Source organism: Christiangramia pacifica (genome assembly GCF_057221535.1).
In genome coordinates this window covers 2,042,500-2,056,551 of sequence record NZ_CM170146.1, presented here as the reverse complement: position 1 = coordinate 2,056,551, position 14,052 = coordinate 2,042,500, and the positions used below count along the sequence as shown (strand labels likewise).

12 protein-coding genes are annotated in these 14,052 nt (G+C 38.0%); 3 read left to right on the top strand and 9 right to left on the bottom strand.

What is annotated here, in order from left to right:
• Positions 1-2 precede the first annotated feature (2 nt).
• From AC2S94_RS09600 to recR, 5 genes are all read right to left on the bottom strand, one after another.
• Positions 3-617: a fumarylacetoacetate hydrolase family protein gene (locus AC2S94_RS09600; protein ID WP_484628383.1), complete on the bottom strand. Its 615-nt coding sequence runs from the start codon at positions 615-617 to the stop codon at positions 3-5.
• A gap of 18 nt (positions 618-635) precedes the next feature.
• Entirely contained in the window at positions 636-1,538 is a 903-nt protein-coding gene (locus AC2S94_RS09595) for a carboxypeptidase-like regulatory domain-containing protein (RefSeq protein ID WP_484628382.1), read from the bottom strand.
• A 55-nt stretch (positions 1,539-1,593) separates the two neighbouring features.
• Complete coding sequence (locus AC2S94_RS09590; protein ID WP_484628381.1) at positions 1,594-2,370, bottom strand: exonuclease domain-containing protein; 777 nt, start codon at positions 2,368-2,370, stop codon at positions 1,594-1,596.
• A 138-nt stretch (positions 2,371-2,508) separates the two neighbouring features.
• The gene (locus AC2S94_RS09585; protein WP_484628380.1) at positions 2,509-3,837 is read right to left on the bottom strand and encodes a dihydrolipoamide acetyltransferase family protein; all 1,329 of its coding nucleotides are present in this window, start codon (positions 3,835-3,837) and stop codon (positions 2,509-2,511) included.
• A 215-nt stretch (positions 3,838-4,052) separates the two neighbouring features.
• On the bottom strand, positions 4,053-4,670 hold the full coding sequence (recR, locus tag AC2S94_RS09580; RefSeq protein WP_484628379.1) for a recombination mediator RecR: 618 nt from the start codon (positions 4,668-4,670) through the stop codon (positions 4,053-4,055).
• 77 nt (positions 4,671-4,747) lie between these two features.
• On the opposite strand from recR, the gene AC2S94_RS09575 reads away from it, so the two are divergent.
• Positions 4,748-6,193: a sodium:solute symporter gene (locus AC2S94_RS09575; RefSeq protein ID WP_484628378.1), complete on the top strand. Its 1,446-nt coding sequence runs from the start codon at positions 4,748-4,750 to the stop codon at positions 6,191-6,193.
• On the opposite strand, the gene AC2S94_RS09570 is transcribed toward AC2S94_RS09575, so the two are convergent.
• Positions 6,164-6,526 (bottom strand): CoA-binding protein, encoded by a 363-nt coding sequence (locus AC2S94_RS09570; RefSeq protein WP_484628377.1) that lies wholly within the window; start codon positions 6,524-6,526, stop codon positions 6,164-6,166. The two genes, AC2S94_RS09575 and AC2S94_RS09570, sit on opposite strands and share 30 nt — an antisense overlap.
• Before the next feature lie 295 nt (positions 6,527-6,821).
• On the opposite strand from AC2S94_RS09570, the gene AC2S94_RS09565 reads away from it, so the two are divergent.
• On the top strand, positions 6,822-9,182 hold the full coding sequence (locus AC2S94_RS09565; protein WP_484628376.1) for a TonB-dependent receptor: 2,361 nt from the start codon (positions 6,822-6,824) through the stop codon (positions 9,180-9,182).
• A gap of 67 nt (positions 9,183-9,249) precedes the next feature.
• Here the strand turns inward: AC2S94_RS09565 and AC2S94_RS09560 are convergent, their stop codons facing one another.
• Positions 9,250-10,875, bottom strand: coding sequence for an ABC-F family ATP-binding cassette domain-containing protein (locus tag AC2S94_RS09560; RefSeq protein WP_484628375.1), 1,626 nt, complete (start codon positions 10,873-10,875; stop codon positions 9,250-9,252).
• 170 nt (positions 10,876-11,045) lie between these two features.
• Here AC2S94_RS09560 and AC2S94_RS09555 point away from each other — a divergent pair, with 170 nt between their 5' ends.
• The gene (locus AC2S94_RS09555) at positions 11,046-12,458 is read left to right on the top strand and encodes a TlpA family protein disulfide reductase (RefSeq protein WP_484628374.1); all 1,413 of its coding nucleotides are present in this window, start codon (positions 11,046-11,048) and stop codon (positions 12,456-12,458) included.
• A gap of 46 nt (positions 12,459-12,504) precedes the next feature.
• Here the strand turns inward: AC2S94_RS09555 and fsa are convergent, their stop codons facing one another.
• Both fsa and AC2S94_RS09545 read right to left on the bottom strand, forming a co-directional pair.
• Positions 12,505-13,161, bottom strand: a complete 657-nt coding sequence (fsa, locus tag AC2S94_RS09550; protein WP_484628373.1) for a fructose-6-phosphate aldolase — start codon at positions 13,159-13,161, stop codon at positions 12,505-12,507.
• Positions 13,162-13,214: 53 nt separating this feature from the next.
• Positions 13,215-14,036 (bottom strand): SDR family oxidoreductase, encoded by an 822-nt coding sequence (locus tag AC2S94_RS09545; RefSeq protein WP_484628372.1) that lies wholly within the window; start codon positions 14,034-14,036, stop codon positions 13,215-13,217.
• Positions 14,037-14,052 lie beyond the last annotated feature (16 nt).

Genomic DNA, 14,052 nt, shown 5'->3' with positions numbered 1-14,052 from the left:
GTTTATTTTACTTTGATCGAAAACATCTTGTTATTTTCCAGGTATCCCGTTAACCTGTCTTCGGGAGAAACTTTACCAACCCCCGCAGGTGTTCCCGTAAAGATGATATCCCCGATCTTTAGGGTGAAATACGTCGAAATATAAGCAATTAATTCATCAATTTTCCAAAGCATATGGGAGGTATTGGCATCCTGGACAATTTCATCATTTTTAAGCAGTTTAAAATTCAGTTTATCTACATCACTCAATTCATTCTTATCCAGCCATTTATTACTAACCACCGCAGCGCCATCAAAAGCTTTGGCTTTTTCCCAGGGCAATCCTTTTTCTTTTAATTTTTGCTGAAGATCCCTGGCGGTAAAATCTATCCCCAACCCAATTTCATCATAATATTTATGTGCAAATTTCTCCTGTATGTGCTTACCAATCTTTTTGATCTTCACCAGCACTTCAACTTCATAATGTACATCATTTGAAAAGTCCGGGATGAAAAATGGCTGTTTTTTTAGTAGAATAGAAGTATCCGGTTTTTGAAAGATCACCGGGTCTTCCGGCTTTTCATTTTTCAACTCCGCGATATGATCTGTATAATTTCGACCTACACAAATGATCTTCATAAAATGCGACGTTTTAAGTTAATTAGTGAGCCTGATCTTAAAAACAGGAGCCACGTAGTTCTTTTCATTTTCCTCTCTTTCGATGATCCAGTTTGAAATATCTACCCAACCTTCAGGCTGGTAATAATATACTTTTAGATCATCTGCTTTTTCGGTAAAGACACCCCTGTAGACTGGAGCGTAGCGTTTATATTCAAAATCTTTCGCCACCAGCGTATCATTCATATAATAGTCTTTCACCTCCGTATATTCATTCGATTTAATGAAAAGATGCTCCAGGCCTACAAAAAATCCGTTTTCCGGAACCTTGATCTTCCTGTCAAGCAACTCAACTTTTAAACTGTTTTCAAAAGGAGATTTTTCCAGCACCATATTATCGAGAATATCATCACCTGGCATTCCATTTTCTTGGACCTCATAAATATGAAGTCTGAATTTAGGAGCTAAACTATTCTGCTCATTTACAGAATAAAAGTAAACCTGGATATATTCAAAAAAACTGTCCCCGTCAAATTTATCCGGTTTTGGGTAATAGCGTGCAATCGTTGAAGGATACAGAGCCGCATTCATATTTCCAATCCCCATGGATTCATATAAATTCTCCGGACGATAGACATATCGCTTCTTTTCCAGGATCTGGGAAATCAATACCTCATCAAGATTTTCATCCCTGGGAGTTAATTCGATTAATTTTTCCTGAAGAATTCTGGCGATAGAAATCTTTTCTTTTTTAAAGCCGACATAGGAAACTACAATATTTTCATTCTTTAAAGAATCAGGAATTGAAAAACCAAATTCTCCATTTTGATTGGTAGACGCTCCCATCCCATAATTTTCGAATATGATATTCGCATAAGGCAATGGCTCTGAGCTTTTCTTATTGATGATCTTTCCGCGCACGGTAGTAATTTGAGCGGTCAAATTTAGACAGCTTAGAATCAGGAAAATCCTAAGAAAGATGCGGGAAAAATTCAAATCAGGATAATTTATTATTAAGCTTTCTTAGCTTGATCGCGGTCAATACTTTTTTAGTATAAAGCGGAAAGTCAGCATTCTGGATCCAGCCAAAATAACCCGGCTCATCTTCCAGAACCTGTTCCACACGCTTTCCTTTATATTTCCCGAAGGAAAAGATTTCCTTGCCTTTCTTATCGTAACTAATGAATCCGGCGAAATCAGCAAATTTTCTTCTGGAACTAAAATCTGCCAGCCATTTCATGTCATTTTCAAGATCATCATATTTATCCAGCTGAGATTTCAGGACTTCGTAAGTAGCTTCTGTATCTGCTTCGGCACCATGGGCTCCTTCCAGTTCTTTTCCGCAGTAAAATTGATAAGCCGCAGATAATGTTCGCTGTTCTTTTTTATGAAAGATCGTCTGCACGTCTACCGCTACCACATTCTTCATTTCAAAATCTATATCGGCGCGCAATAATTCTTCAACCAGTAGTGGAATATCAAAACGGTTAGAGTTATAACCTCCGAGATCACAACCTTTTATTAGGTCATGAATTTTTGTAGCCAGCTGCTTAAAGGTAGGTTCATTTGCAACCTTTTCATTCGTGATACCATGGATCGCGACCACCTCTGCCGGAATTTCCCTTTCAGGATTTACCAACCAGGTATGACTTTCTTTATTACCATTTGGATATACTTTAAGAATAGCGATCTCTACGATTCTATCTTTTGAAATATTGGTCCCGGTAGTTTCAAGATCAAAGAAACAAATGGGCTTGGTAAGCTTAAGATCCATATTTTAAAATTTCGGCAAAGTTAGCATAATTTGAGTGTTCCATTCAGACCGATTTCAGGATTTAAAATTCAAATTATGGAATTAAAAATGAAAAAGCCACGATTTACGTGGCTTTGTATAATTATTTATCAGATTTGATTATATCTCTCTGTCTTTATCAAAATCCTGAAGATATTGTGCCACTCTCTGAACGAATTGTCCTCCAAGTGCACCATTAACTACTCTATGGTCATAACTATGAGAAAGTATCATCTTATATCTGATTCCAATAAAATCACCGTCAGGAGTTTCAATCACCGCAGGCATCTTTCTAATTGCCCCAAGAGCAAGAATTCCTACTTGTGGCTGATTGATAATTGGAGTTCCCATAATACTTCCAAAAGTACCAACATTGGTAACTGTATATGTTCCTCCCTGAATTTCATCTGGCTTCAACTTATTCTGTCTTGCACGATTGGCAAGATCATTCACTGCCTTAGCCATTCCAACAAGATTCAGCCTGTCTGCATTTTTGATCACTGGTACAATAAGATTTCCGTCAGGTAAAGCAGCAGCCATTCCAAGATTGATATTCTTTTTCTTGATCACCTTGGTCGCATCTTCATTTACAGAAATATTGATCATCGGGAAATCTCGAATAGCTTTTGCTACGGCTTCCATAAAAATTGGGGTAAAAGTTAATTTTTCACCTTCTTTCTTCTGAAATTCTGCTTTATGCTTATTTCTCCAGTTCCAAATATTCGTAACATCTACTTCAATAAAACTCTGAACATGGGCAGACTTCTGAACGCTATCTACCATGTGGTGTGCGATCATTTTACCCATTCTACTCATTTCAATGATCTCATCTTCTCCTGAAACCACTGGTTCCGGCTGAGAAGAAACACCTGCAGCCATTTTTCCTGTATCTGCAGATTTACTTGTTGATGCTGAAGACTTTTTAGGCTGAGAACCTCTGTTTTCAACATAAGAAAGTATATCGTTCTTGGTAACGCGACCTTCTTTTCCGGTTCCTTCTATCTGGTCTAACTCTCCAACTGAAATTCCTTCTTCCTTCGCGATATTTTTCACTAACGGGGAGTAAAATCGTGAAGAATCTGAATAATCTTCATTAGTAGATTCAGCTGAAGCGGTATCTTTAGCTAGCTGAACCGTTTCTTCTACCTCTGCTGCTTCTGCAGGTTCATCATCCATATCTTCATCATCTCCTGAACCTTCCACATCACCATCAGTTTCTATGATCGCGATCGTTTGTCCTACTTTAACAACATCATCTGCTTCAAATAGCTTTTCAACAAGTTTACCGTCTACTTCACTTGGCACCTCGCTATCTACTTTATCTGTAGCAATTTCAAGAACCGGCTCGTCCATTTCTATCGTATCCCCAACCTCTTTAAGCCAGCTAGTTATGGTTGCTTCCGCAACACTTTCACCCATTTTAGGTAATTTCAATTCAAATTTTGCCATATCTTTAAATCAGATGTCAATTTTGTTATTTGAGTTGCGAATTTAATCAAAATACCACTTGTTAAATATTAAAAAATCAATAAAATTGATTTTTACTGATTTTTTTATAGCGGAACAACTCCTGTATTTATCTGCTAAAATTACGATTTCAAACACGGAATTGAAAAAGTTTCAGAGATTTTTAAAGGTTTTGCCTTTTAGAATTTGCGGAAAAACTAACCTTTCATGGAGTTTTCAAAAGGAATTCGATTGGTAATACTTCTTCCAAGAGTAACCTCATCTGCATATTCAAGTTCGTCTCCTACAGAAATACCACGAGCGATAGTTGAAGTCTTAATTCCCGTGCCTTCCAATTGCTTGAAAATATAGAAATTGGTAGTATCACCTTCCAGTGTACTGCTCAGGGCAAATATGATCTCTTCGATCTTTCCCGCCTGTACCTTTTCAATTAAAGGCTTGATAGTTAATTGTGATGGACCTATCCCATCCATGGGACTTATCTTTCCTCCAAGAACATGGTAGTGACCTCTATATTGACCCGTGTTCTCGATCGCCATAACGTCACGAATATCTTCAACCACGCAAACTATCTCCGAAACTCTTGACGTATTGGCACAAATCTCACAAAGTTCGGTGTCGCTAATATTGAAACAATTACTGCAAAGCTTGATATTCTTCCGCAGATTTTGAAGGGCGTCAGCTAGTTGCTTGGTTTGCTCTTCAGGCTGTTTTAATAAATGCAGTACCAGTCTCAAAGCTGTTCGCTTTCCTATTCCGGGCAATTGAGACATCTCATCTACTGCCTGTTCCAGTAATTTTGAAGAAAAATCCATATGCGAATTTATGATTTTTTCAGCGGATGAAATTACTTAAAGCTTAATTTGTAAATTGCCTCGCAGAATCATTATTTATGCAACCATACCAAGTCCTCATCCTTATTGCTGCATATTTCGCAGTACTTATCTTAATTTCATATTTCACCGGACTTGGCGGCAGTAATGCTGAATTTTTCAAAGCAAATAAACAGGCGCCATGGTATCTGGTAGCATTCGGGATGATTGGTGCTTCATTGAGCGGAATCACTTTTATTTCCATTCCCGGAACAGTAGAAAGTGATTCGTTCAGCTATTTTCAGGTAGTTTTAGGTTACACAGTAGGTTATGCGGTGATAGGACAGGTTTTACTCCCTCTTTATTATAAAATGAACCTGACCTCTATTTACACCTATCTTGAAAGCAGGTTTGGAAATGCTTCTTATAAGACCGGTGCCTCGTTCTTCTTATTGTCGCGAGTAGTTGGTGCCAGCTTCCGGCTTTTTCTGGTTGCCAATGTTTTACAGCTTATTGTTTTTGATGCGATGGGAGTTCCATACTACGTAACTGTAACTATTACCATTTTACTCATCTGGCTCTACACCTTTAAAAGCGGAATTAAAACGATCATCTGGACAGATACCCTGCAAACCTTTTTCATGCTATTGGCACTAGGGATCACGATCTATTTTATTTCTGAAGATCTTGGTTTCAATCTCGGCAATTTATTTGGTTATTTAGCTGAAAGCGAACACTCTCAGATCTTCTTTTTTGATGACTGGAAAAGCAAGGATCATTTCGTAAAACAATTTCTTTCAGGAGCATTTATTGCCATCGTGATGACCGGACTGGATCAGGATATGATGCAAAAGAACTTAACCTGCCGAAGCCTGAAAGACGCTCAGAAAAATATGTTCTGGTTCACTATCGTGCTGGTATTTGTAAATTTTCTTTTCCTGGCGTTGGGAGTTCTGCTTACAGATTATGCAGATGTGAACGGATTTACCGAAGTTAGAGATGAACTTTTCCCAGCGATCGCAACCAGCGGAGACCTTGGTATGGCAGTAGCGATTTTCTTTATCCTAGGATTGATCGCGGCAGCCTATTCCAGCGCCGATAGTGCTTTGACTTCACTAACAACTTCTTTCAGCATAGACATTCTGGATATTGAAAAGAAATATGAAGAGAAAAAGCAGGTTAGGATCAGGAAACAGATACATGTTGCCATTTCGATATTGCTTATTCTGGTGATGCTAGCCTTTAAATATGCGATCGCAGATAAAAGTGTCATCAATAAACTATTCCAATTTGCCGGATATACTTATGGACCACTCTTAGGACTGTATGCTTTCGGACTTTTTACGAGATGGAAAATAAAAGACAGGCTCGTACCGATCATTGCCTTAGCCGCACCGGTGCTCTCTTATATCATTAGCCTGAATAGTTTGAAATGGTTCGGTTTTGAATTCGGATTCTTTATATTGATCCTGAATGGTTTGCTAACCTTCCTGGGTTTAGTACTGGTGCGAAGAAAGCATGACTAAAGTACAGGCATTTTCATAAGCGATATTGTTCTTTTTTAAAAGATCGTACAGTTCAGGGTTTTCTGTTCCAGGATTAAAGATCACTCTTTCGGGATGCAGGGAAATAATATAATCGTAATATTCCTGTTGCCGCTTAGCATTCAGATATAAGGTAATGGTGTTAATATCTTCAAATGGATATTTTTCGGTTTTGATCTCCACCCCGCTAACAGTTCCTTCCCGCAAGCCTATTGCTTCGGTTGGCTGACCATGTCTAACCAATTTATTAATGGCAAGATTAGAATATCGATTTGTTTTAAGCGAGGCTCCCAGAACCAGTGTTTTTTTCTCCATATTTCAAAGTTAATCAAAATTCAGTGTAACAATTAAAAGTTAAGGAAGTCTTTAGATCGAGGTCCGGGCCTTGCAAGGTCATCCTATTAATTTTGATGGTTAGTGTTAATAAAGATGATTTTGCTAAAACCTGCATTTCTTTACAGGAATGCAGGTTCTTTTTCAAGATTTCTGTAACATAAACCAATTTCAGTCGTCTTTATAGTACAACATCATCAAATTGCGGAGTATTGCGGTCATCTATTATGTAATACAAAGTAATATGTTAAACATAAATCATCAAATCAATCAAAAAATGAGACAGTTATTTTTTACAATTCTACTATTTACCTCATCCATTACAATGGCATTTACAGATCCGGTCGGGAAGATCTCCGGCTCGGTGATGGATAAGGAATTAAATGAACCTATCCCCTACGCTACCATTATCGTCAATGATATGGACGGCAATCTGGTTACGGGAATTACTTCCGGAGACGATGGAACTTTTCTGATCGAAAACATCAAAGCGGGCGATTATTTTTTTAAAGTTCAGTTCATAGGCTACAAAACCTATACTAAAGAAATTCATATAGATCGAAACAATACCAACATCCAGATAGGAAAAATCAATCTTGAACCCGATGTGGCCATGCTCGACGAAACTGTGGTTGTTGCCGAAAGAACTACCATTGAACAACGTGTGGATCGAAAAGTGATCAACGTAGGGAAAGATTTGATGACTACCGGTGCAAGTGCTTCTGAAATCATGGTTAATGTCCCTTCGGTAAATGTAGACCAGGATGGAAATATTTCGCTTAGAGGAAATTCAAACGTGCGTATTTTGATAGACGGAAAACCAACCAATATGGATCCGGCGCAACTACTGAAACAGATCCCTTCTACTTCCATAAAAAGTATCGAATTGATCACCAATCCATCTGCAAAATACAATCCTGAAGGAATGAGCGGAATTATTAATATCGTTCTGCATAAAAATGCGAATCAGGGATTCAACGGAAATTTAAACACAGGTGTAACGGTTGGAGAAAATACCAGGTTTAACGGAACTGTTGATATGAATTACCGTACCGGGAAATTTAATTTTTACACCAACCTGGGAACAAATTTTGGTCCTAGAGAAAACGGCGGAACCATTATTTTACCTGAACAGAACATTGAGCAGCAGTTTAAAGTGGACAATGAAAGAGAATCTTACCTATATAAGATCGGGGTTGATTATTACCTGAATGAAAAGAATACGCTCTCTTTCTACACTAATCAAAGTCTTTATGACGGCGGACCAGATGGATTCATTTCCGTAAGAGATCTAAACGATCCCAGCATGAATTTGACACAGCGTTTGAATATGAATATGGATAATTCCAATGCCTCTTATAACATTCTTTATGATCATGATTTTGAAAAAGACGGCCATGACATTCAGTTCGAATTAGATTATAATTCATTCGAAGAAGAAGAAAATTCAGATATAGATTTCGTTGATACTGAACTTGATTTTACTCCTTATACAGAAAGAGTGAACCAGGAAAGAAACAATTTTACTGGAAACATTGATTATGTAAATCCGCTAAGTGAAATATCAAAACTTGAACTGGGAGCCGAAGTTCGATTGCTAGATACAGACAATGATTACAACACTACCAACCCAGACTTTTTCGACAGTGAATACCAATATGATCGAGATATTTACAGTTTTTACACCACTTTTGGTCAGAATTATGAAAAATGGTCATACCAATTAGGCGCTCGACTGGAGCAATTTACCGTAGATGCCATCTATAACGGCGAAAGGGTTTATGAAGATGAATATTTTTCAATTTATCCTTCAGGATTTATCAGCTATAATCCAGGTGAAAAAAATTCATATCAATTGAGCTTTAGCCGAAGAGTAGACAGGCCAGGATTCGGACAGGTAAATCCGATTCGGGAAGTTGCTTCACCAAGATTAACCGTTACCGGAAATCCTGAATTGGATCCGCAATTTACCAATTCAGTTGAGATGAATTACACACGAAAACTGGGCAAAAAAGGAAGCGTGACCGGTGGAGTTTTTTATAGAAGAACGGAAGATGAAATTAGCCAGGTTTTTACCACTGCTGAAGATGATCCTGGCTCGATACTGTTAACTTTCACTAACTATGATTCTAATGATTCTTATGGAGCAGAATTTTCAGCCAACTATAAATTCACCGACTGGTGGAGCACCAATACCGGCCTGGATTTATATGCACAAACCTTGAAAGGTGCTGTTGGAACTGAATTCATCGAAGTGGATAACAAGGCCTTCACTTTTAGAACCAACCATAATTTCAAAGCTACGGAAGCACTTACTTTTTCGCTATTTGGATTCTATCGAAGCAGCAGTCAGGATCTGCAATTAGATATAAAACCAATGTATTTTATGAATTTGGGGGCGAGATATTCTTTCCTTGAAAACGATAAAGCTACGCTAAGTCTGAATTTTAATGATGTTTTTGACACGCAGGAATTCAGGGTGGAAGACGGTAGACCATTTGAGCAACGAGGAAGGTTTAAAGGAGAAACGCAAACCGTTTATCTTGGATTTTCTTACAGATTTGGAGGTGGAAAAAACAGGGCGCTAAAACGTAAGAATCGTGATAATGACGAATCTGGTGGCGGCGGAGTATTTTAGTTTAATTAGAATTAGCCATAAAAAAGCCTCGCAAATTGCGAGGCTTTTTTTTGATTGAATATCGAAATTATGCCTCTACAGCATACATTTTTTCTCTTTGCTCCTTAATGTTCTTATCGCTCATATATTCATCGAAACTTAGGTAACGATCTATTACTCCTTTAGGCGTTAATTCAATCACCCTATTCGCTACAGTTTGTGCAAATTCATGATCATGTGTTGTAAACAACACGGTCCCTTTAAAGTTTTTCAGTGAATTGTTAAATGCTGTAATAGATTCAAGATCAAGGTGGTTTGTAGGCTCATCCAACATCAATACGTTTGCCCTGATCATCATCATTCTACTAAGCATACAACGAACTTTCTCCCCTCCAGATAGAACTCTACAGGTTTTTAAAGCTTCTTCTCCGCTGAAAAGCATTTTACCTAAAAATCCTCGTATATAAACCTCTTCTCTTTCCTCCTCTGTAGTTGCCCACTGGCGTAACCAGTCTACCAGTGTTAGATCATTTTCGAAAAATTCAGAATTATCTGCCGGCAGGTAAGATTGTGAAGTCGTTACACCCCAGGAATATTTTCCGCTTACAGCGTCCTGTTTTCCATTAATGATCTCATAAAAAGCTGTTGTAGCTCTGGAATCTTTTGAAAATACAACAACCTTATCTCCTTTCGCAAGATTGATATCCACATTCTTAAATAAGGTTTCACCTTCAATGCTTGCCTCAAGTTTTTCAACATTCAGGATCTGGTCTCCGGCTTCACGCTCTCTTTCAAAAATAATCGCAGGATATCTTCTGCTGGAAGGTTTGATCTCATCAATATTCAGTTTGTCGATCATTTTCTTTCTGGAAGTAGCCTGCTTGCTTTTCGCAACGTTGGCACTGAAACGCTGAATAAATTCCTGCAGTTCTTTCTTCTTCTCTTCAGCTTTTTTATTCTGCTGAGCTCTCTGTCTTGCAGCCAATTGTGAAGATTCATACCAGAAGGTATAATTACCGCTAAAGTGGTTGATCTTACCAAAATCAATGTCAGAAATATGCGTACAAACCGAATCCAGGAAGTGACGGTCGTGAGAAACGACAATCACAGTATTATCATAATTCGCCAGAAAGTTTTCTAACCAGCTGATAGTCTCATAATCCAGGTCGTTGGTAGGCTCATCCATGATCAACACATCAGGACTACCAAATAATGCCTGCGCAAGAAGCACACGTACTTTTTGTTTACCATCAAGATCCTTCATTTGAGAATAATGAAGATCAGTTTTGATACCAAGGTTTGAAAGCATGGAAGCTGCATTACTTTCCGCGTTCCAACCATCCATCTCTTCAAATTGCACCTGTAATTCCCCTATCCTGTCTGCATTTTCATCAGAATAGTCAGCATATAAAGCGTCCATTTCAGTTTTTACCTTAAAAAGCGGCTTATTTCCTCTCATCACCGTTTCCAACACAGGATACTCATCGTATAAGTTGTGATCCTGTTCCAGTACAGACATACGTTTTCCTGGCTCTAAATGAACATGACCCGAAGTTGGCTCAGATTTTCCTGATAGAATCTTTAAAAATGTAGATTTCCCGGCACCGTTAGCGCCAATAATTCCATAGCAGTTTCCCTGAGTGAAGGTTGTATTAACCTCATCGAACAAAACACGTTTTCCAAACTGTACAGAAAGGTTTGATACTGAAAGCATAAACTGATTTAATTAATTTTTTGCAAAAGTAATTATATTCGACCTGACTGAGAAAGATTAACGTTTTAAATATTTGTTTTAACTCACACTTAACACGGCTCGCACAGGGCAGAATCTATATTTGTTAAAAAATAGGGTAAACCGATATGCCCTGTGGCCCAATACTGCAAATGAAGTATTTTTTTTACTTAGGTCTGTGCTGTGTGCTACTGTTCACGGGATGTGAAGACAATTCCCGGGATTCAAACACCATTTACATAGGCGGCCAAATTAATAATCCAGAAACGGATTATGTCGTCATTTCACGTGAAAATGAAACGATTGACACTCTCTACCTTGATGAGAAAAATCAATTCGGTAAAGATTTTGAAAATCTCGAAGGGGGAATTTACACCTTCAGACATCCACCAGAAAGTCAGATAATTTATACAGAGCCGGGAGACAGCATTGTAATCTGGCTAAACACATTATCTTTTGACGAATCTTTAAATTTTAGTGGTGAAGGAGCAGACAAAAGTAGTTTCTTACTGGATATGTTCCTGAAAAACCAGAATAACAACGATCTTATTCTCACCTATTATAAAATTGAGCCTACAAAATTTGCAAAACTTACAGATTCCATCAGGTCCAATAGACTGGAAACACTGAATAAGCTTGAAAAGAAAGCGGAATTTTCAGATGAATTTCTCGAAATTGCAAAGGCCAGCATCAATTATGAGTACTACGATCTGAGAGAACGCTATACGTTCCTAATTAGAAAATATTATCCTGATCTCTCTGAAAACATCCCTGAAAATTTCAACGATTACAGAACGGAAATTGATTTCAATAATGAAGAGCTTCAGGATTATTATGTTTATACAAACCTGATAGATGATTTCCTGAGATCTAAATCTATTGAAGCCTGCAAGGAAGAGCATAAGGATCACAAGCAGTGTTATAACATCAATAGCTTTAAAAATATTGAAAGACGTGTGATTCTCATAGATTCACTATCTGATGTTGAATCGCTCAAAAATGAATTTCTTGATCGCCTCTCTACACAGGCAATTATAATGACCGAAACAGAAAGCCGTATGGATTCTGTAATTGACCTTCTGAAAAGAATAAATTATAGCGGTATTGAAAAAGCTCAGGAGCTTGCTGATGTTCATAAAAATTATTTCATCGGGCAATCTCTTAATGATCTTTCTGCACAGAAAACGAATGGTGATATTATTAAATACGGCAGTGTAATTGACAGCCCTACCATTACTTACGCCTGGTCTTTATATGCTCCTGCTCATCATCGCTGGCAGCATAGTGTTATTCAAAGACTAAAAGAGAAATATCCAGAATTAAACTTTATCGGGATAAATATCGATCTTGGAGAAAGGGAAGAATGGTTAAGAACACTGGAAACTTTCGGCTATGATAAAAGTTCAGAATACCAAATCACCCAGAGGAAAGCTTCGAAAGAAACTTATAAGAAATATCTGAATAAGGTTTTCTTTGTAGATTCCAAAGGAACTATTGTTCGCGGGGATATTCAGCTTGGAAGTCCTGAATTCGAAAAAGAAATTATCGAATTTATCGATAAATAAAAAAGGCCACCATTCCTGGTAGCCTTTTCTGTCAAATTTGTATGTATTACTGATTTCCTTTCTTATAATCTGCAAGGAATTTTTCGAGACCAATATCGGTCAATGGATGTTTTAGTAATCCTTCGATGGATGATAAAGGACCTGTCATTACATCAGCCCCAATTTTAGCACATTCCAGTACATGCATAGTATGTCTAACTGAAGCCGCAAGAATTTCAGTTTCAAAGCCATAATTGTCATAGATCAAACGAATCTCGGCAATTAGATTCAAACCGTCTGTAGAAATATCATCAAGTCTTCCAATAAAAGGAGAAACATAGGTCGCACCAGCTTTTGCAGCTAACAAGGCCTGTCCCGCGGAAAATACAAGTGTACAGTTAGTTCTAATTCCTTTATCGCTGAAATAATTTAGAGCCTTCACCCCTTCTTTAATCATAGGAATTTTCACCACGATCTGCTCGTGTAGTTCAGCAAGCTCCTCACCTTCTCTCACCATTCCGTCAAAATCTGTAGCGATCACTTCGGCGCTTACGTCACCTTCCACTAGGTCACAGATCTTTTTATAATGTTTGAAAATATTGTCTTTTCCGGTAATCCCTTCCTTCGCCATTAATGACGGATTTGTAGTTACCCCGTCTAAAACACCCAGCTCCTGAGCTTCTTTGATCTGGTCAAGATTAGCGGTATCAATAAAAAATTTCATAGTCGTGTGTTATTTTGAATATTAAAGATATACGTTTTCAGTGGCTAATAAAATTACAATTTATAATGTTTCATTAGCATTTTCTCGTAGAGTTTATCCGGCAGCAGACTTTTAAGTTTAACCGAAATCTTCTGAAGCCTCTCCCCTACTTTGTAATGAACTTTTGGATCTTCGGTTTTAATAATTTTGAGAATTTCTCTGGCCATCATTTCCGGATCCTGCCCGGCATCTACATGCTCGTTCATCAGTTTTAAGGTATTTCCGTAAACCTCTTCATAAGGTGAACCTGATGTTACCGGAGCATGATATCTTCCTGAAGCAATATTTGTCGCAAAATCTCCCGGGGCAACATTGGTCATTTTAATACCAAATTGCTTCACCTCCATCCTGTAAGCTTCCGCCGTAATTTCCAGGGCACTTTTGGTAGCTGAATAAATACCGCGATAAGGTAATCCCATATAACCGGCAATGGAAGTTACATTGATAATGAGTCCGCCTTTTTGTTTTCTCATGATAGGAAGAGTATGCTTGATCATATTCAGCGGACCAAAATAATTGGTCTCAAAAGCTTTTTTGATCTCGCTTTCCGGAGTTTCTTCAATTGGGCCGGTTATGCCGACACCCGCATTATTGATTAAAATGTCAATTTTACCCTCCTTTTGATAGATATCCTGAATGGCGTTTTTAATCGTTTCTTCTTGAGTGACATCCAAAGGCACCAAATCAAAACGTTCTACGGCATTTTTCTGAGGATTTCTGCTCGTCCCATAAACTTTGAAATTTCGTTTGCTAAGATAGGTTGCAATAGACTTTCCGATTCCGGAAGAAGCGCCGGTGATGAGCACCACTTTTTTTGAAGATTCCCCTTGTTTCATATCGCACAAATATGCA

Bases quoted from the DNA above. Each gene is read 5' to 3' on its own strand.
- recR (WP_484628379.1), bottom strand. From the start codon at position 4,670: ATGGATTTTTCTTCAAAATTACTGGAACAGGCAGTAGATGAGATGTCT.
- AC2S94_RS09590 (WP_484628381.1), bottom strand. From the start codon at position 2,370: ATGGATCTTAAGCTTACCAAGCCCATTTGTTTCTTTGATCTTGAAACT.
- fsa (WP_484628373.1), bottom strand. From the start codon at position 13,161: ATGAAATTTTTTATTGATACCGCTAATCTTGACCAGATCAAAGAAGCT.
- AC2S94_RS09555 (WP_484628374.1), top strand. From the start codon at position 11,046: ATGAAGTATTTTTTTTACTTAGGTCTGTGCTGTGTGCTACTGTTCACG.
- AC2S94_RS09565 (WP_484628376.1), top strand. From the start codon at position 6,822: ATGAGACAGTTATTTTTTACAATTCTACTATTTACCTCATCCATTACA.
- AC2S94_RS09585 (WP_484628380.1), bottom strand. From the start codon at position 3,837: ATGGCAAAATTTGAATTGAAATTACCTAAAATGGGTGAAAGTGTTGCG.
- AC2S94_RS09545 (WP_484628372.1), bottom strand. From the start codon at position 14,036: ATGAAACAAGGGGAATCTTCAAAAAAAGTGGTGCTCATCACCGGCGCT.
- AC2S94_RS09560 (WP_484628375.1), bottom strand. From the start codon at position 10,875: ATGCTTTCAGTATCAAACCTTTCTGTACAGTTTGGAAAACGTGTTTTG.
- AC2S94_RS09575 (WP_484628378.1), top strand. From the start codon at position 4,748: ATGCAACCATACCAAGTCCTCATCCTTATTGCTGCATATTTCGCAGTA.
- AC2S94_RS09600 (WP_484628383.1), bottom strand. From the start codon at position 617: ATGAAGATCATTTGTGTAGGTCGAAATTATACAGATCATATCGCGGAG.
- AC2S94_RS09570 (WP_484628377.1), bottom strand. From the start codon at position 6,526: ATGGAGAAAAAAACACTGGTTCTGGGAGCCTCGCTTAAAACAAATCGA.